Source organism: Rothia endophytica (genome assembly GCF_039543885.1).
GTDB lineage: Bacteria > Actinomycetota > Actinomycetes > Actinomycetales > Micrococcaceae > Rothia > Rothia endophytica.
On record NZ_BAABKP010000001.1, the window covers coordinates 1,409,228 to 1,427,021 of the forward strand.

The 17,794-nt window shown below is 55.1% G+C and carries 14 protein-coding genes; 8 read left to right on the forward strand and 6 right to left on the reverse strand.

Features of this window, described 5'->3' with window-relative positions; translation table 11 throughout:
- The 3 genes from ABD982_RS06305 to ABD982_RS06315 all read right to left on the reverse strand — a co-directional run.
- Nucleotides 1-1,252, reverse strand: a 1,252-nt coding sequence (locus ABD982_RS06305; protein ID WP_345445657.1) for an RNA polymerase sigma factor, incomplete at its 3' end; no start/stop codon positions are given.
- A gap of 267 nt (nucleotides 1,253-1,519) precedes the next feature.
- Nucleotides 1,520-3,022, reverse strand: coding sequence for a DUF4192 family protein (locus ABD982_RS06310; protein WP_345445659.1), 1,503 nt, complete (start codon nucleotides 3,020-3,022; stop codon nucleotides 1,520-1,522).
- A gap of 224 nt (nucleotides 3,023-3,246) precedes the next feature.
- Nucleotides 3,247-4,209: a PAC2 family protein gene (locus tag ABD982_RS06315; RefSeq protein WP_345445661.1), complete on the reverse strand. Its 963-nt coding sequence runs from the start codon at nucleotides 4,207-4,209 to the stop codon at nucleotides 3,247-3,249.
- 290 nt (nucleotides 4,210-4,499) lie between these two features.
- Here ABD982_RS06315 and ABD982_RS06320 point away from each other — a divergent pair, with 290 nt between their 5' ends.
- The 4 genes from ABD982_RS06320 (at nucleotide 4,500) to ABD982_RS06335 (ending at nucleotide 10,078) form a co-directional block, all read left to right on the forward strand.
- The gene (locus ABD982_RS06320; protein WP_345445663.1) at nucleotides 4,500-6,014 is read left to right on the forward strand and encodes a leucyl aminopeptidase; all 1,515 of its coding nucleotides are present in this window, start codon (nucleotides 4,500-4,502) and stop codon (nucleotides 6,012-6,014) included.
- Nucleotides 6,015-6,360: 346 nt separating this feature from the next.
- A complete protein-coding gene (lpdA, locus tag ABD982_RS06325) occupies nucleotides 6,361-7,755 on the forward strand; it encodes a dihydrolipoyl dehydrogenase (protein WP_345445665.1) in 1,395 nt (464 codons plus the stop codon).
- Between the two features lie 84 nt (nucleotides 7,756-7,839).
- On the forward strand, nucleotides 7,840-9,552 hold the full coding sequence (gene sucB, locus ABD982_RS06330; protein ID WP_345445667.1) for a 2-oxoglutarate dehydrogenase, E2 component, dihydrolipoamide succinyltransferase: 1,713 nt from the start codon (nucleotides 7,840-7,842) through the stop codon (nucleotides 9,550-9,552).
- A 145-nt stretch (nucleotides 9,553-9,697) separates the two neighbouring features.
- Nucleotides 9,698-10,078 carry a hypothetical protein gene (locus ABD982_RS06335; protein ID WP_251379828.1) on the forward strand — a complete coding sequence of 127 codons (381 nt, stop codon included), beginning with the start codon at nucleotides 9,698-9,700 and terminating at the stop codon, nucleotides 10,076-10,078.
- 47 nt (nucleotides 10,079-10,125) lie between these two features.
- Here the strand turns inward: ABD982_RS06335 and ABD982_RS06340 are convergent, their stop codons facing one another.
- Entirely contained in the window at nucleotides 10,126-11,661 is a 1,536-nt protein-coding gene (locus ABD982_RS06340; protein ID WP_345445668.1) for a protein kinase, read from the reverse strand.
- A gap of 246 nt (nucleotides 11,662-11,907) precedes the next feature.
- On the opposite strand from ABD982_RS06340, the gene lipB reads away from it, so the two are divergent.
- The 3 genes from lipB to ABD982_RS06355 all read left to right on the forward strand — a co-directional run bounded on the left by lipB (nucleotide 11,908) and on the right by ABD982_RS06355 (nucleotide 14,688).
- On the forward strand, nucleotides 11,908-12,579 hold the full coding sequence (gene lipB, locus ABD982_RS06345; RefSeq protein ID WP_345445669.1) for a lipoyl(octanoyl) transferase LipB: 672 nt from the start codon (nucleotides 11,908-11,910) through the stop codon (nucleotides 12,577-12,579).
- An 84-nt stretch (nucleotides 12,580-12,663) separates the two neighbouring features.
- Nucleotides 12,664-13,671: a lipoyl synthase gene (gene lipA / locus ABD982_RS06350; RefSeq protein ID WP_251379825.1), complete on the forward strand. Its 1,008-nt coding sequence runs from the start codon at nucleotides 12,664-12,666 to the stop codon at nucleotides 13,669-13,671.
- 267 nt (nucleotides 13,672-13,938) lie between these two features.
- Nucleotides 13,939-14,688, forward strand: coding sequence for a DUF4191 domain-containing protein (locus tag ABD982_RS06355; RefSeq protein ID WP_251379824.1), 750 nt, complete (start codon nucleotides 13,939-13,941; stop codon nucleotides 14,686-14,688).
- A gap of 84 nt (nucleotides 14,689-14,772) precedes the next feature.
- Here the strand turns inward: ABD982_RS06355 and ABD982_RS06360 are convergent, their stop codons facing one another.
- Together ABD982_RS06360 and ABD982_RS06365 are read right to left on the reverse strand one after the other, a co-directional pair.
- A complete protein-coding gene (locus ABD982_RS06360) occupies nucleotides 14,773-15,516 on the reverse strand; it encodes a hypothetical protein (protein WP_345445672.1) in 744 nt (247 codons plus the stop codon).
- Nucleotides 15,517-15,526: 10 nt separating this feature from the next.
- Nucleotides 15,527-15,988 carry an RDD family protein gene (locus tag ABD982_RS06365; RefSeq protein WP_345445673.1) on the reverse strand — a complete coding sequence of 154 codons (462 nt, stop codon included), beginning with the start codon at nucleotides 15,986-15,988 and terminating at the stop codon, nucleotides 15,527-15,529.
- 274 nt (nucleotides 15,989-16,262) lie between these two features.
- Here ABD982_RS06365 and glnA point away from each other — a divergent pair, with 274 nt between their 5' ends.
- A complete protein-coding gene (glnA, locus tag ABD982_RS06370) occupies nucleotides 16,263-17,687 on the forward strand; it encodes a type I glutamate--ammonia ligase (protein ID WP_345445675.1) in 1,425 nt (474 codons plus the stop codon).
- The last annotated feature ends 107 nt before the right edge of the window (nucleotides 17,688-17,794 follow it).

The window sequence follows — 17,794 nt, forward strand, 5'->3', positions numbered from 1 at the left end:
GGATACGTTCGCGGGTAACCCCGTAAACTTTTCCGATTTCGTCCAGGGTTTTGGGCTGGCCATCGGTCATACCGAAGCGCATGGCTACTACGCCTGCCTCTCGTTCTGAGAGGGTGTCAAGGACGCTGTGTAGCTGTTCCTGGAGCAGGGTGAAGGAGACTGCGTCGGCGGGAACCACTGCCTCGGAGTCTTCGATGAGGTCACCGAATTCTGAGTCACCGTCTTCGCCCAGGGGGGTGTGCAGTGAGATGGGTTCACGGCCGTATTTCTGTACCTCGATGACCTTTTCGGGGGTCATATCGAGTTCTTTAGCGAGCTCTTCGGGGGTGGGTTCACGGCCTAGGTCCTGCAGCATCTGGCGCTGCACGCGGGCGAGCTTGTTGATGACTTCAACCATGTGCACGGGGATGCGGATGGTACGAGCCTGGTCTGCCATGGCGCGGGTGATAGCCTGGCGGATCCACCAGGTGGCGTAGGTTGAGAATTTGAAGCCCTTGGAGTAATCGAACTTCTCTACCGCACGGATTAGACCTAGGTTACCTTCCTGGATGAGGTCCAGGAAGAGCATACCGCGGCCGGTGTAGCGCTTAGCCAGTGAAACGACCAGGCGAAGGTTGGCTTCGAGCAGGTGGTTCTTGGCGCGGCGTCCGTCATGAATGACCCAGCGGAGCTCTTTTTTGAGTTCGGGGCTCATATCGGGGTTGTCTTTGAGCTTGTGCTCGGCGTAGAGACCAGCTTCGATGCGCATGGCCAAGTCGACTTCCTGCTCTGCGTTTAGCAGGGCCACCTTGCCGATTTGCTTGAGGTAGTCTTTGACCGGGTCTGCAGTGGCACCGGGGGTGACGACGCGGACGGCGGGGGCGTCATCTTCGTCGTTGGTAGTCAGAACGAAGCCGGAGCCTTTAGCCGCTACGGCTTCTGCTTCTTTCTTTTCTTCCTTGGTGACGGACTCTGCTTCATCGCCGTCTTCCTCGTCAACTTCTTCATCGTCAAGTTCGAGGTCTTCGGACTCAAGATCTAGGTCTTCTGTTTCAATTTCGTCACCGTCTTTAGCTTTGCGTCCCTTTTTGGGTGCTACTTTTTGAACGGTGGTTTTTTTGGGCGCAGCAGCGGGTGTCTCGTCCTCGTCTGCTTCTAGGGCGTCAGCTACCTCATCCGCCTTTTTGGCTTTGGCACGGGTGGAGGTTTTTACGGCAGTTGTTTTGGCTGCAGCGGTATCGCTGGTTGCTTTCTTGCGTGCGGCTGGTGACACAGAAAACCTTTCTGATTAGCTGACCGTGTGCGATGGTGCGCGGTGTTCGCGGTCAAAACACCTAAGACCCTGTCAAGTCTGCGTTCATTGAAAATCGCTGTTTGAATCAGGGTTTCTATGTGGGATAACACCTGGTTGCATAACATTATTCCCTGGGAAGGGTGCAGATTTCACGCAGTACTGTGAGCGGGGTCAGTAGTCAAGTATGACATGTTTTTCGGTCTTTACCTACTTTGCACAATCTCAGGTTGACCGTTCTTCATCACGTTAGATATTGGGTTGTGGCCTAGCAGATAACCAGGCGGGTAAAACTCCGGCATCGAGGACTCGATGTAAGACGGTGGGCTCATTGCCGTGGTGAACTGGCTCCACCGCCCTCAGCAGGTAGTCTGCGAGAGTGGACTTACCCTGCAACCAGTGAGCCCAGGCCTGAGCTAGTTTGAGCAGGCTTTCAGGTTTATGATGGGCAGCTTCTTCAAGAATCGTGGCAATAGCGCACAGTGCAGCTAGTCTGTCCCAGTTGGGGCTTTGAGTGTCGTGCCCGCAGAGCTTTGATGCCATGGACGCGATTGCTGCGCCGTCAGCAGGTCCCTTAGTTTCAACCGGGTTCAGAAGGCTTTTCCGGTCAAGGCCGTATCTATTGAGGCTGCTTTTCTGAGGTAGCACCGGTGTGGTCTGGCTCTTATCTAGACCTACCGTGGCAGTTTCTTCTAGGCGGCAACTAATATTTTCAAGGGCAGCTAGCGCCTCTTGCAACCCGGTGCAAGCGAGGTAGATGACCAGTTGCACGGTAGCGGTGCTGTTGAGAGAAGCAATCAGATAAGCGCCAACATCTTGGTTGAGCACGGTACGAATGAGGTCAGCTGGTGCTGGGCTCACCACGTCACGGTGAGGTGGTCTTGCTAAATCCTTAGGACTATCAACCCCTAAAGAGCGGTACCCCAGCACTACCTCAACACCACGTTGCAAGGCAGCGTCCCACATCATAAGTTCAGCCCGTATTTGATGGTACTCACCCACATCACTTTCAGCCTTTTGGGTGAGATATCCCAGCGCAGCAAACTCAGTGTGGGCAAGCCAGCTATCGCGCCGGACGACGTCCGCTGTTTCCATGGGATCCCAGAGATATTTTTCGAGGAACTCCTCATGGCTTCTAGCCACATCAGAGCCCTGTTCGAACATCTCGCGGTATATAGGGCTATCCACCACGCTAGCGGTTGGGGTAGCGGGCAATAGGGTGAGCTCCGGCGGGTGAAGTGCCCAGAGGAATCTGTGTCCTACTGCTATCACGTCTATCAGGTCTATGGAATGGTTAACCAGACAGCGGTGAAGGGATGGAATAAGGGCTTGCACCTGATCAATAAAGTTATTGTCTGAGCACTCTGCATAGTCCAGAGAATATGGCGCCGCTAACTCCCTTTCCTTATCCATTTCATCTGCGGTACTCCCGAAGAAAACTGCGAAGAGACGATTGTTGGGGTCTGCGTTCGTGGCAGACTGGGGTAGCTGGGAGAGGAAGAAGTCAAAATATTCCCCGTAGTCATCTCCCCCTGCAACGGGTAAATCTATACGGAGTAAAGGCCCTACCCCCGGTGAGCCCACGGTCAGTAAAACCAGGGAATTTCGCGGCCAGAACCCCAGGGTGTGCACACACACCGCCACCACGTCGGCTTCTTGCCGCACGGGCGTATTGATCTTCGATGGGCAATCACCGGTGACTGCCAACAAACCGGTCGGATAAAAAGATGCAAAAGGGTATCGGCTATTCATGCACCTAGCCTGCCCGGCCAGGATAGCCTGCTTCAATGCCAGGAAGCGCTGTGGATAAACTCGTCTAGAAAACTACCGAAAAATCAGCTGTACCTGGTTCTCAATGAGCCTCAGACAGTGGGATAGCGACAGAAAATGACGCTTAGCTACCTAGCCCTGCACACCCCTAGTTCACGGTTTGAACCCAGACTAGTTCACTGGGGTAGGTAGGGGTAGCTAGGGCACTAGTCCTGATCCCCGTCGTTAATTTGAGCCAGATAGGCCTCAATTTCAGCCCCGATTTCATCACGTGAAGGCACCACACCAGCAGCCCGTTGAGACAGAGGAATACCAACGTAGCCGTCATCACCAGCGTTGGCATCGTAGGAGGCTTCAAGACGAGAAATCATCATCTGGATTTCAGGATTAGCGTTAGCCTGCTCATTGATTTGGAGCTGAACATTCTCTGACATTTCCCTCAAACGGTCAGAAGGTAAGCTCAGCTTCGCAGCCATTGACAAGTGTTCCATGGCGACCAGCGCTGTCTGAGGTAACTCTGACTCAGAAAGGTATTGCGGAACGTTCACCGCAAACCCTGCGGTACCGATCCCAGCTTCATCCAGAGCAATTTCAAGCAGACTACTCACTGACCCTTGAACGATTGCTTCCGGCTTCCACGCAGAAATACCTCGCGTGAGATCTTTACGGGAACCGTGGGCTGTCACGGGCAAGGGGCGGGTATGGGGAACCGGCATAGGGAACCCCGAAATCAAGAGCACCACAGAGGTATCAAGGCGTTGCGCCAATTCGACGACCGAAGCGGTAAAACGCTGCCAGAGCAAATCAGGTTCAGCGCCCGCAAGTAGTAAGAAAGGCTTACCCAGGCGGTCCTCTACGGCATACAGTTTTAGTTCTGGCAATACAGGGTCTGTGTAGTGGTCACGTTTGAAGGTCACTCTGGGCCTGCGCGCGCGGTAATCGTGCAACCGGTCAGCATCAAATTCAACCAAAGGGATGTTGTTAAGCTCGTGCAAAAGCACCTCGCCCAAGTGCCCGGCCGTTCCACCGGCGTCCTGAGGGTGAGAAAGCGCGATGACCAGAGGCAGGCCCTGCAATCTTTGGTTCTCGAAGATACCCGAGTGAGCAATATACAGTTGCTCCGAGTTATCCCTATTCATCATTGCAAGCCCCTTTCTACCGTAGCTCATTCATCTCATAATCCTTGATGTGAGTAACCATAGTACTCCAGCAACCTCGAACATCGAATGGCTGTAACGGTTCCAACACCGATTACCCTCTTTTCATTCCAAGCCCTGATCTGTGTGAGGTTTCGCTGTGCGGTGATTTCCACCGTCAGCACGGTGCTTAGTACACATTTATTCAAAACCCACCTACTCTTGAGTAGTGAATTACAGGGGGCCGCCTCATCCATGAGCGACCTCAGCCCTCACCTCGCGGGTGCATCTCTCACCCCCAACGCTTTGCAAGGAGCACGTATATGAGCGAATCTCACGACCTTTCCTTCTCAGTTTCAGCTGCTGAACTTGAGCACCTGGACGCCGGAGTCTTGGTCCTCGGTGTCCATTCAACCGATGAAGGCCCCGCCCTGGCGCACAACCCCCTGGAGACTGAAACAGCTGAGGGTCTCGAAGCTATCCTGGAGGATTTAGGGGTTACCGGTGCTGCTGACGAGCTCACCCGACTACCCGGAATCGATGGAGCCGGTGCAGATATCATCGCCCTCATTGGGCTGGGCAAGCAGACTGAGGACGCTACGGCCCACCTCAATAATCTGCGATACTCCGCTGGATCAGCCATCCGCCAGTTGGCCGGTGTAGAGAGCGTTGCGATAGCGCTGGGCACCAATAACATTGAAGAAGTGGCCGCCCTTGCCGAGGGTGCAGCTTTTGGGGCTTTCAGTGACAAGCAACTTCGCGCTAAAACCGCTGATAGCGTCAAGGCCCCGGTTTCGGACGTCACCATTATTACCGAGATTTCCGCAACTGATGCTGAGCCGGTACTCACCCGCGCCTTGATCATCGGCGAGGCAGTAGACCACACCCGACGCCTGGTCAATACCCCTCCTTCCCACCTCTACCCCGAAACTTTCGCTGCAGAGGCAGTTGAGCGCGTAGCCAGCCTTGAGAACGTCGAAGCCCGAGTGTGGGACTTTGACCAGCTTCTTGATGAAGGCTTTGGCGGCATTGTTGGAGTGGGCAAGGGTTCAGCTCGCAAGCCCCGTTTTGTGGAGGTTAAGTACGCTCCGGCCGGCGCTATGAAGACGGTTGCTATTGTCGGCAAGGGCATTACCTTTGATACCGGCGGAATTTCGCTGAAGCCCGGAAACGCCATGGGAACCATGAAATCAGATATGGCCGGTGCCGCCACCGTACTAAATGTCGTAGCCGCAGCCGCTGAACTAGAGATTCCCGTAGCTGTTACCGGCTACCTCTGCTTGGCTGAAAACATGCCCTCAAGCACCGCAACCAAGCCCGAGGACGTCCTCACCATGCGCGGGGGGCGCACCGTTGAAGTCATGAATACAGACGCCGAAGGTCGGCTTGTCATGGCTGACGGTCTTGCCTACGCCTCAGAAGCAGAACCCCATGTCATCCTGGATATCGCCACGCTAACCGGTGCCCAGCTCATTGCGCTCGGTGTTCGTACCGCAGCGGTCATGGGTGATAAAGAAATCCGTGAAAAGGTCGCAGAGATTTCACAAGAAACTGGCGAACCCTACTGGCCTATGCCCATGCCCGAGCACCTGCGCTCTTCTCTTAAGTCCCCTGTTGCTGACCTGCAAAATATTGGCTCCCGCTATGGCGGCATGCTGGTGGCAGGGCTCTTCCTTGAAGAATTTGTGGGAGAAAAAGACGGGGCGAAAATCCCCTGGGCCCACCTTGACTTCGCCGGCCCCTCCTTCAATGAGGAGGCCGCCTACGGTTACACCCCCAAGGAAGGCACCGGCCACTCGGTAGCAACCCTGCTCAAGTTCATTGAGACTTACGCCTAAGATCTAGCTCGCTAGAGATTGAGTACGCCCCGCACCACTCTGGAGTGGTGCGGGGTGTAACTTTTTTCACCACAAACCGTGGTGTTTGCCATAGAAAACATCGCAGATAGGGCCAAAAAGAACCAAAGACCGCCGTGTAGGTGCTGACCAACAGAACCGCATCCACCCTACAAACCGCCCTAAAGCCCCGCTACCAGCGCTAACACTTACTTCCGCACTTAAAGTAGGGGCAAGAAGGCTACTGCTAAGGGCTGAGTAACAAAACGCTCCTGAATAGTGGAGGTGTGCCCCTGCAAGCGATAAGCTTAGGAGGACAGTACATAAGGGGGCTTATACCCCGCAACCCATGCAAGGGAGCGTCAACGTGGCCGATTCGGCAACAACAGAATTCGATATCCTCATCCTCGGTGGTGGCAGCGCTGGTTACTCAGCCGCTCTACGAGCAGTGCAGCTTGGCTTCACCGTTGGTCTCGTCGAAAAGAGCAACCTTGGTGGCACTTGCCTGCACACCGGTTGTATTCCTACCAAGGCTTACCTGCACGCAGCAGAACTCGCTTCTGAAGCACGCGAAGCTTCGAAGTACGGCGTGAACACCACCCTCGATTCCATCGACATGGCTAAGGTTCGTAGCTACAAGGACGGCATCGTTGCCGGCAAGTTCAAGGGCCTAACCGGTCTTCTCAAAATGAAGAAGGTTACCATCATTGAGGGTGAGGGCAAGCTCACCGGCACCGACACCATCACCGTAGACGGCACCGCCTACAAGGGTAAGCACATCATCCTTGCATCGGGTTCAGTCTCCAAGACCTTTGGCATCGAAATCGGCGGCAAGGTTCTCACCTCAACCGAAGCCCTGCAGATGGACTACCTCCCCAAGAGCGCTATTGTGCTCGGCGGCGGCGTCATCGGCTCAGAGTTCGCTTCCATGTGGAACTCCATGGGCGTAGACGTCACCATCATCGAGGGCCTACCCCACCTGGTACCCAACGAAGACCCCGCCATCATCAAGGTGCTCGAACGCGAATTCAAGAAGCGCGGCATCAAGTCCTCACTAGGCAAGTTCTTCAAGACCGTTGAGCAGGACGCCAATGGCGCCAAGGTCACCCTTGAAGACGGCACCGCTTTCGAAGCTGAGATTGTTCTGGTAGCAGTGGGCCGTGGCCCCAACACCGAAGGTTTTGGCTACGACGAGCAGGGTCTGACTATGGACCGCGGCTTCGTGATCACCAACGAGCGCCTGCACACCGGCGTAGCTAACATCTACGCTATCGGCGACATCGTCCCCGGCGTGCAGCTCGCTCACCGCAGCTACCAGCAGGGCCGCTTCGTCATCGAAGACATCGCAGGTCTGAACCCCCAGGTCGTTGAAGATATCAACATCCCCAAGGTCACCTACTCCGAACCTGAAATCGCTTCCATCGGTTACTCCCAGCCCAAGGCCGAAGAGAAGTTCGGTAAGGAAAATATTCAGGTTGCTGAATACAACCTGGCAGGCAACGGTAAGTCCTCCATCCTGGGCACCGGCGGTCTGGTCAAGGTTATCCGCGAGAAGGATGGCCCCATCATCGGTGTTCACGCCGTTGGCAAGCGTATGGGCGAGCAGATTGGCGAGGCTCAGATGTGGGTTGTCTGGGAAGCTTTCCCCGAGGACGTTGCACAGTTCATCCACGCTCACCCCACTCAGAACGAGGCACTGGGTGAAGCAGCTATGGCACTAGCCGGCGCTCCGCTGCACGGCTAATCATCAGCTTTCGGTAGGTGGCGGGTCTCAACCCGCCACCTACCCTCATAAATTTTCATCACTCACAAGGAGATACGAAGGACTATGTCCACTACCGTAGAACTGCCCGCACTGGGCGAATCCGTCACCGAAGGTACCATCACCCGCTGGCTCGTAGAGGTTGGCGAAACCGTTTCGGTTGATCAGCCTATCGTTGAAGTTTCCACCGATAAGGTTGATACTGAGGTCCCCTCCCCCGTCGCCGGCGTTATCGAAGAAATCCTCGTTGAAGAAGACGAGGACATCGAGGTTGGTGCTCCTCTCGTTGTTATTGGCGACGGTTCAGGTTCAGCATCAAAGGAAGAAGCTGATCAAGCTCCTGCTAAAGAAGCTCCTGCTGCTGAAGAGGCACCCGCCGAAGAAGCACCCGCTGAAGAGAAGAAAGAAGAAGCTCCTGCTGCTTCAGCCGGTTCTTCTGAGGGCACCGAGGTTACCCTGCCTGCACTCGGCGAATCCGTCACCGAAGGTACCATCACCCGCTGGCTCAAAGAGATTGGCGAAGAAGTCGCTGTCGACGAGCCCCTGGTTGAGGTTTCAACCGACAAGGTCGACACTGAGGTTCCCTCACCCGTCGCCGGTACTTTGCTTGAAATCCGTATCCAGGAAGATGAGGACGCCGAGGTAGGCCAGGTTCTGGCTGTTATCGGTTCAGCCTCAGCTGCTTCTGCTCCCGCTGAAAAGGCTCCCGAGGCTCCCGCGGCTGAGGAGAAGAAGGAAGAGGCACCTACCGCTCCCGCTAAAGAAGAGAAGAAGGAAGAAGCTCCTGCGGCTGACTCCGCACCCGCTTCTGAGAACAGCGGTGAGGCATACGTAACTCCCCTGGTTCGCAAGCTGGCAAAGCAGGAAGGCGTTGACCTCTCCACCGTCAAGGGCACCGGTGTTGGTGGTCGCATCCGCAAGCAGGACGTCCAGGCAGCCGCTGACGCCAAGAAGTCAGCTACTCCCGCAGTAGAGGCAAAACCTGCTGCTGAAGCTCCCGCGACCAATGCTGCTCCTGCTCAGAAGGCTGCGGCTCCTGCTGTTGAAAAGTCTTCTAAGCGAGGCACCACCGAGAAGGCTCCCCGTATTCGCCAGGTTGTTGCTAAGCGTATGGTTGAGTCACTGGCTATCTCAGCACAGTTGACCACCGTTCAGGAAATTGACCTGACCCGTCTGATGGCTCTGCGTAACAAGGCTAAGGATGGCTTCGCAGCTCGCGAGGGCGCTAAGCTAACCGTTCTGCCCTTCTTCGTCAAGGCAGTGACCGAAGCTCTGCAGCAGTTCCCCCAGTTCAACTCATCCATGAGCGAAGACTTCAAGGAAATCACCTACCACGGTTCCGAAAACATCGGTCTCGCAGTTGATACTCCTCGCGGTCTGATGGTTCCCGTCATCAAGGATGCCGGTGACCTGAACATCTCAGGTATTGCTAAGAAGATTAGTGACGTTGCAGGTCGTGCCCGCGACGGTCAGGTCAGCCCCGAGGAACTCTCAGGTTCGACTTTCACCATCTCTTCAACCGGCCAGACCGGCGGTGTATTCTTCACACCGATCATTAACCAGCCCAACGTTGCTATCCTGGGTATCGGCTCAACCAACAAGCGTCCCGCTATTGTTCAGGACGCTGAGGGTAACGATGTCATTGCTGTGCGTAGCCTGGCTTACTTCTCACTGACCTACGATCACCGCGTAGTAGATGGTGCGGATGCCGGTCGCTTCCTCAACTTCCTCAAGACCCGTCTTGAACAAGCAGCTTTCGACGCTGAGCTCGGTCTCTAAGGCTCAGAGCCTTTCAAGAAGGTAGGGGCGTTACTCGGGTTTTCCGGGTAACGCCCCTTTTTTCTACGGACCACGTGCCTAGTTCCACACCTGTTTTAGTGTCATAGTGTCGATATAAAAAGGTGTCTTCAGTAGACTGGTACTTATGTCTATCGCGTTTTCAGTTCTCCTTGCTCTTCACCTTATCGGTGCTTCCCTTGTCTTCGGTATCTGGGTAGCCAATCTTAAGAAGGGCATTGTTGTGCCCGGCCAGTTCCATGCGGCCCTACTGCAGCTCATCACCGGCTTTGCTATGTATTTCTGGCAGATGAGCCAGGGCATGGTGCTCAACCACATGATGATCGGCATCAAGATGCTTCTTGCTTTGATTATCGCAATCGCTGCTTTCATGGGTCAGAAGAAATACAAGGCAGCCCTGGCAGTAGGCCGACCTGAAGACGCCAAGAACATCGCGCTTGCTCATACCGTTGGTGGTCTGGCACTGGTGAATATTCTGATTGCAGTTTTCATGAACACTCACATCTAAAAATTTTTGTTAGGACGGCGCCGGTAAGTTACCGGCGCCGTTTTCGTTTACTCTTCAAGAGTTTGGGGTGCTGCGGATACCAGCAATAGGTGGCCGTCTTGCACACGGGCACTCACATTCACCTGCTGAAAGACCCTACCCCCTGCGGTATAGATTCCTGCTGTTTCCAGCTCTTCCTTGCTCCCCTCAGGCTCATAACCTTGAGCTTCAATGATTGTTAGGGCCGTGATGTCATCGCCCTGAACCTCAAGATTATTGATTTCTACTAGCCGAGTTGTCATCGAGGCTAACTGACGATCGCTATCAGCTGCTATAAGTGCTGTATCAGCCCGGTGCAACTCTGACTCTGCCAGTGCGTAACGGGTAATCTCGCCGGTCTTGCCCGAGGCTAGCACCTGGCTGCGTGTATCGATGAGAGTTGATAGGTTCTCGGCATAGTCTAAAGATGTCTCGCCACCATCAGTAGAGGGCTCTGAGGCGGCTTCTGGAGGCTGTGCCGGTAGGCTTTGCTGCACTAGAGCGCTGGATGGCTCTGTTATGGCGCTCTCTGGTGAGCTGTAAGGAGACTCTTGAGAGGTGAGCAGAATTCCGGCGCCCACGAGCATAGCCAACACGGTGAGGGTGCCAAGAATGAGCGGTAACCGTCTATCCCCTTTTTTACCAGTAAATATTTTCTTTGGGGTAGCCTGAGACGCGCTGAGATCCTGAACCTCGCCCAGCAGCGGCGGTTTACGCCTAAATCGCTCTTTAGGCACAGAATCAAAGCGGGTTGGTCTAATAGCTGGCAGTCGAGAAACCACGCTTTCATGAGCGCTCAAATGTAGCTCTAGAGGCTCAGGGTCCTTCGAAAGCTCGAAGAGGGCAGCTATTTGCTGAAGCCCCGGCTGGTGTGAGCGGCGATCAATGGCGTCCTCTAGGGTGCGCGCAAGAGTCTCCCCAGCTTCTGGGACGCTGAGCGATAGCGGCTTACGAAAACGCTGAGCTGCAGCCTTTTCGCCGGTGAGACAGAGCCATAACAAAGCTGCGAGAGCAGAAATATCTTCTGCCCGGTGTTTTTTGAGCACCTCAGCTGGAGCATCCCTCACATCAAGAGGGGGAACTAGAAGCTTAAGTTCCCCAGCAACGGTAAACACGACCTGCTGACCGGTGAGCTGACTGAAGGAGAGATGGTTTTCGTGCAGATAGGTCATCGCCGCACACAGATCGTGCGCTAGACGGCTGACCTGTTCGAGGGGTAACCGGCCTTTAGCCGCACAGTAATCAGCTAGTGTGCCAGCTTCAGCGGCCTGACACCAAACCTGATCGTTTTCCCCGCTGCTCGTCACCGCCACCACCGTGAGCACATGGGGGTGAGAGACCAGTGCGCAGAGACGTTCGGCTGCTTTCACATACTGATGTTGACCAGCATTAAGCTGTATCAGTGTGTAGGTTCCTGCTGGCATTTCAAGATTGTTAGCGGTGTGCTCCCCGCACTCCACAATCCAGGTACTGTGCCTGTAACCGTTTTCCAGCGGGTAGCGAACCATCACATCGTTAGGAGCCCTCAGGGTGGGTTGCTGGCCTAGGGTTTCTGCAGTGCTCATAGAAACAGTGATACACCTATCGAACAATCTCCGCTGATGCTCTCCACAGAGAGCAGAAATGCACTGGTCAACGCGGTGAAGACCGGCTGTGGATAGAAAGATACACAGAGTCATCAAGAACCGGTGAGCATCCTAACCTTCCACACCACAGCTGAAAGCAACTGTTGGCAAAAACATAGTCAACCACACAGGGGCACCGTCCTCTCGGTTTTCTCACTGCAGGGCAAAAACGATAGTCTAGAAGCTATGGCTCTAAAGTTTGAACGGGTAGGTTTAGCCCCCGATTACGTGGACTACTCATCGGCGCTTGAACTGCAGCAGGCGACCCACCAAAAAGTAGCTGCCAAGCAGCAGCAAAATACCGTGCTCATCCTTGAGCACCAAGCAGTTATCACCGCCGGCAAACGCACCGAAAGCCACGAATACCCTTCTGACCAGAGCACCCCCGTCATCAAAATTGACCGCGGCGGCAAACTTACCTGGCACGGCCCGGGTCAGCTGGTGGGCTACCCCATCGTCCGCCTCCCCGAACCCATTGATGTAGTGAAGTTTGTGCGTGACCTCGAAGAAATCCTCATCAACCTCCTGACTGAAATGGGAATCACCTGCCAACGCATCGAAGGGCGCTCAGGTGTATGGGTGCCCGGTGATGGCGCTCTGTTGCAAGACAAGAAAATTGCAGCTATTGGTCTGCGCGTCTCAAAAAACACCACCATGCACGGCTTCTCCATCAACTGCAATAACCCCGTGGATGTTTTTGAGCCCTTTATTCCCTGCGGGATCACCGACGCTGGCGTGACTACCATCAGCGAACAGCTGGGGCGGAATGTAAACCCGGCAGATATTGTTGATGCACTAGAAGCACATATGCTGCGGTACGCAGATACTCTGGCTGAAAATTTTACGCCCGAGCCCTAAACTCTACGGGCGCGGCCTCCGCTACCGCAGCCTGCACTCAAGATTTAAATAACCAATGGTAATGACACCAAAGGAGCACCGTTAATGAGCACCACCTCAGAAGGCCGCAAGCTACTGCGCGTTGAAGCACGCAACGCCGAAGTACCCATCGAGAAAAAACCCTCCTGGATCAAAACCACCGCCAAAGTTGGCCCCGAGTACAAGGAAATGATTGACCTTGCCCGCGGCTCAGGCCTGCACACCGTCTGCGAAGAAGCAGGCTGCCCCAATATCTTCGAATGCTGGGAAGACCGCGAAGCAACCTACCTCATCGGCGGTTCAGAATGCACTCGCCGCTGCGACTTCTGCATGATTGATACCGGCAAGCCCGTTGCCATCGACCGCACCGAACCCATCAAGGTAGCCCTTAATGTCAAGAAAATGGGCTTGCGTTACGCCACCGTTACCGGCGTCGCCCGAGATGACCTAGAGGACGGCGGCGCCTGGCTCTACGCCGAAACCATCCGCCAAATTCACCGTGTCTCTCCCAACACCGGTGTCGAAATTCTTATCCCCGACTTCAAGGGCAAAGAAGAAGACGTACAGCAGGTCATCGATGCCAAGCCCGAAGTCTTTGCCCACAACCTCGAAACTGTGCCCCGTATCTTCAAGCAGATCCGCCCCGCCTTCCGTTACGAACGTTCACTAGACGTCATCACCCAGGGTAAAGAGGCCGGCATGATCACCAAATCCAACCTCATCCTGGGCATGGGTGAAACCAACGAAGAAGTCTACGAAGCACTCTGCGATCTACACGATGCCGGCACCGACCTCATCACCCTCACCCAGTACCTGCGCCCCGGCCCCCTCTTCCACCCCATCGAACGCTGGGTCAAACCCCAAGAATTCGTAGAACTCTCAGCTATGGCAGAAGAAATCGGTTTCGCCGGCGTCATGGCCGGCCCCATGGTTCGTTCCTCCTACCGCGCCGGACGCCTCTGGGCACGTGCCATGAAAAAGAACGGCCGTGAAATCCCCGAGCACCTAGCGCATATCTCTGATGAAGGGTTCGCTGCGCAGGAAGCAAGCTCACTGGTAGCAGCCGGCCGCTAAGCTGAGAGGGTCAGCTGCTCTCAGCAGGTCCGCCGATATCCTAGCTGGATGACGGCACCTGCAGATACCCTCCTACTCTCTGCCAGCTAGTTAGTTTGTGGGCGAGAGCGGTCACTCCTCAGCCCCTGAAGTTCCATAATCATCCCAATCTTAGGTATAAGTGCCCGCCGGTTTTCCCGGTGGGCACTGCCCGTATAGAATAGGAAAGTTACGGCGTTGCCCCTCATCTAGCGGAGCGCCCAAAATCGACACACGAAGGATTACCCAGTGGCTGAATCTCGTGGTAGCACCCGCGCACAGACTCGTGAAGAAAAGAAGCAGGCTCGCGCCGAGCGCCGCGCTAAGCGTGGCCCCGGCATGTTCGCTCAGATGAAGCAGGTCTATAAAATGACCCGCGAGCAGGACCCCAACATCCCCTGGACCCTCGCTCTCATCTTCTTCGGAACGGTACTGGTCTTCCTCCTCATCGGTCTGCTCCTCAACAACTGGATTACCTTCCTGCTCATCGGTATCCCTTTGGGCATCCTCTTTGCAGTGATGGTACTTTCACGCCGCGCAGAAAAAGCAGCGTTCGCCCAGCTTGATGGCCAGCCTGGCCGTTCCGGCGCCGCTCTCTCTACCCTGCGTCGCGGCTGGATCTTTGAGCAGCAGCCCGTTGCCGCCAACAAGTCCCAGGATGTTATCTTCCGCGCCATCGGTCGCCCCGGCATCGTCCTTGTTACCGAAGGCCCCACCAGCCGTGTTAACCCCCTGGTTCAGAAGGAAAAGCTGAAGTACAAGAAGATTGTGCCCACCGTTCCCATTCACGTGGTTAACTCAGGTAACGATGAGGGCCAGGTTGAGCTCAAGAAGCTAACTAAGACCCTCAACAAGCTCCCCAAGCAGCTCACTCAGCAGGAAATGCACCAGGTAGCTAACCGCATCGATTCTTTGGGTAAGCACAACAACATCATGAGCGCACTACCCAAGGGCATTGACCCCATGCGTATGCGCCCAGACCGCAAGGGCATGCGCTAAACAGTTTGAAATAAAGCCCCCTCCTGCTAGAGATTGTCTGACAGTCAAGAAGCAAGAGGGGGCTTTTTGCATATTGCTCTTACCCTAAGATTTTTTGCGGTTCTTATACCAAACCACGATGAACATGTAGGCCATCAGGGCCAGAGTTGCTTGCATCATGTAGCGGTCAATCGTCATCAGCACCGGCTTAATCTCTTCACCGAAAGTAACTCCCAGGTAAAGATAGAAGCACTTGAGTAAAAGCGCCAATAGAAAAACGTAGCCTGCAATAGCCCAGCCCTTGAACCTGCGGATCCCTGCTATGGCCACCAGAATGGTAGCAGGTATCGGCGAAAAGGGCAGAAAGGCGAGGAAGAGGCAGAAATAGATGTGTCTCTGCACGAAACCTTCAAGTTTGCGATACCAGAGCGGTGTGTGGCTAGCGAAGATCCAGTCGAGGAAAGCCTGCCCCCAGTGTTTCCCCATGAAGAAGTAAACCACCAGGAATTTCACTGCACTGAGAGCAGCAACGGTTACGAGCCCGGCCCAGAGCAGGGGCTGACTGGGGGTGCGGGCTGCAAGGCTGAGGACCGAAAGACTAGATCCGGTCAATAGCGTGTAGAGAAAGGTGTAGTTAATCAGCAGATAGGCTCGAAGTGGGATCAGCGCCAACGAATAGACCGTGATCAGGCCCAGCGCTGTCAGTAGCCAGCGGTCTACCGTTCTCGGGTGAGTGAGAAAGCTGGGTAGGGCTGGATTACTGGTAGCCGGGCCGATTGGTGCTGAGGGCGAGCGGGTCTGGGCGGTGCCTGAGTAATCATCGGGCTCGGAGGTCTTCTCTGGTGTCATGTCAGCTCCCTTAGCGAATCATGGTGAGCACGGTATGACGTGCGCGGTCGTGCAGGCCTCGATGGTCAGCGTCCATAATCACCACGGGAAGGATCAGCATTACCATGCTTTGTCGGATCAAGGCAGTAAGCCAACCAGCGGGTTGCCCGTCCAGCCGCTGAACCTGCATTCCCAAGGCAAAGTGCCCCACTGTGTGCCCCATAAAGCCAACAGCAGATACAAGATAGAGCCAAAAAATAACTAGCTGAGCGCTATCAACCAGGGCCGTATCGACGCCCGAAAGGGGGCCTTGGGAAAGGGCCAAAAAAACACCTTCTATTAGGAACCAATCAAGGCAGAAGGCAATAAGACGGCGCATGGGGCGGGCGAGGGCACCGGGACCCCGCTGTGGGCGCCCCATATCCTGGCCCGGGTACAGCTGTTCAGTCGGCGCTCCATCAATCCAGGAGCCCATATATTTTCTACTAACCACTGTTCCAGAATACCTTTCGCACCTGCCTACCTTCGAATAGGCGACCCAGTATGTGGTTTGTATCCCACGCTAACCCGAGATTTTATCTAAAATAGAAGAGTTAGCGCTCACCGGCCTATGTTTACCTCACGCTCACACAGGGTTCATCCTGTTACATGAGTGAAACAAAGCCGATACTCGCGGGCAAAAGAGCCAGCCTAGGCTGGTACCAATATAGGGCGCTGCACCAGCGCACCATTTAGCGGTCGACACACGTCAAGGAGAACAACCGACTATGTTCACTACTGCTCAGGAAGTCTTAGACTTCATCAAAAATGAAGAAATCCGTTTCGTGGATATCCGTTTCTGCGATATGCCCGGCGTTCAGCAGCACTTCAACCTGCCTGCTAAGGCGATAGATGAGGACTTCTTCATTACCGGTCAGATGTTTGACGGCTCATCAATCCGCGGCTTCCAGGGCATTGCTGAATCGGACATGCAGTTGATCCCTGATCCTAAGAGTGCTTATGTTGACCCCTACCGCCTTGAAAAGACCCTGATTATTACCGGTTCAATTGTGAACCCCCGTACCGGTGAGTCATACCACCGCGACCCCCGCGGCGTCGCTGAGCGCGCTGAAGAATACCTGAAGTCAACCGGTATCGCTGACACCGCTTTCTTCGCCTCAGAAGCTGAATTCTTTGTCTTTGAGGACGTCCGCTACGAGGTCACTCCTCAGTCCACCTTCTTCAAGATTGACTCTGATGAAGCTCCGTGGAACTCAGGCCGCAAGGAAGAGGGCGGCAACTTGGGCAACAAGACCCTCACTAAGGGGGGCTACTTCCCCGTTTCCCCCGTGGACAAGCAGGCTGACCTGCGCGATGCTATGTGCGTTGGTCTGGATGAGGTAGGTCTCGAAGTCGAGCGTTCCCACCACGAGGTAGGTGCTGCTGGTCAGGCTGAGATCAACTACAAGTTCTCAACCCTTACCCAGGCAGCCGATGACCTGCTCAAATTCAAGTACGTCGTCAAAAACACCGCTGACCAGTGGGGCAAGTCTGTCACCTTCATGCCTAAGCCTGTCTTCGGTGATAACGGTTCCGGCATGCACTGCCATCAGTCCCTGTGGCAGGACGGCGAGCCCCTCTTCTACGATGAGCGCGGCTATGCAGGTCTGTCAGATATCGCCCGCTGGTACATTGGCGGCCTGATTGAGCACTCCTCATCGGTTCTAGCTTTCACTAACCCCACCGTGAACTCCTACAAGCGTCTGGTTCCCGGTTACGAAGCACCCATCAACATGGTCTACTCGCAGGGTAACCGCTCCGCTGGTATCCGCATCCCCATTACCGGTACCAACCCCAAGGCTAAGCGTCTTGAATTCCGTGCGCCGGACCCCTCATCCAACCCCTACCTGGCCTTTGCTGCTCAGCTGATGGCAGGCTTGGACGGTATCCGTAACCGCATTGAACCCCCCGCACCCATCGACAAGGACCTCTACGAGCTGCCTGCTGAAGAAGCAGCAGACATCAAGAAGGCACCGGCCAACCTTGAAGAAGCTCTCGTAGCCCTGGAAGCCGACCACGACTTCCTGCTGGCCGGCGACGTCTTCACCCAGGATCTCATCCAGGCTTGGATTGACTACAAGCGCACCAATGAGCTTGCTCCCCTGCTGCTGGTCCCCCACCCCCTGGAATACAAGATGTACTACGGCGTCTAAAACCGCCTAGTTTCCTCTTGAATGACCACGCCCCGCACCGCTAATGAATACGGTGCGGGGCGTGTTTTCAACCCTCTCAGGCGGGGTAGACGGTACCGTAGAAAACG

What these genes read in the sequence shown, in the direction of transcription:
- ABD982_RS06310 (WP_345445659.1), bottom strand. Translation starts at nt 3,022, where the DNA reads ATGAATAGCCGATACCCTTTTGCATCTTTTTATCCGACCGGTTTGTTG.
- ABD982_RS06315 (WP_345445661.1), bottom strand. Translation starts at nt 4,209, where the DNA reads ATGAGCTACGGTAGAAAGGGGCTTGCAATGATGAATAGGGATAACTCG.
- ABD982_RS06320 (WP_345445663.1), top strand. Translation starts at nt 4,500, where the DNA reads ATGAGCGAATCTCACGACCTTTCCTTCTCAGTTTCAGCTGCTGAACTT.
- lpdA (WP_345445665.1), top strand. Translation starts at nt 6,361, where the DNA reads ATGCAAGGGAGCGTCAACGTGGCCGATTCGGCAACAACAGAATTCGAT.
- sucB (WP_345445667.1), top strand. Translation starts at nt 7,840, where the DNA reads ATGTCCACTACCGTAGAACTGCCCGCACTGGGCGAATCCGTCACCGAA.
- ABD982_RS06335 (WP_251379828.1), top strand. Translation starts at nt 9,698, where the DNA reads ATGTCTATCGCGTTTTCAGTTCTCCTTGCTCTTCACCTTATCGGTGCT.
- ABD982_RS06340 (WP_345445668.1), bottom strand. Translation starts at nt 11,661, where the DNA reads ATGAGCACTGCAGAAACCCTAGGCCAGCAACCCACCCTGAGGGCTCCT.
- lipB (WP_345445669.1), top strand. Translation starts at nt 11,908, where the DNA reads ATGGCTCTAAAGTTTGAACGGGTAGGTTTAGCCCCCGATTACGTGGAC.
- lipA (WP_251379825.1), top strand. Translation starts at nt 12,664, where the DNA reads ATGAGCACCACCTCAGAAGGCCGCAAGCTACTGCGCGTTGAAGCACGC.
- ABD982_RS06360 (WP_345445672.1), bottom strand. Translation starts at nt 15,516, where the DNA reads ATGACACCAGAGAAGACCTCCGAGCCCGATGATTACTCAGGCACCGCC.
- glnA (WP_345445675.1), top strand. Translation starts at nt 16,263, where the DNA reads ATGTTCACTACTGCTCAGGAAGTCTTAGACTTCATCAAAAATGAAGAA.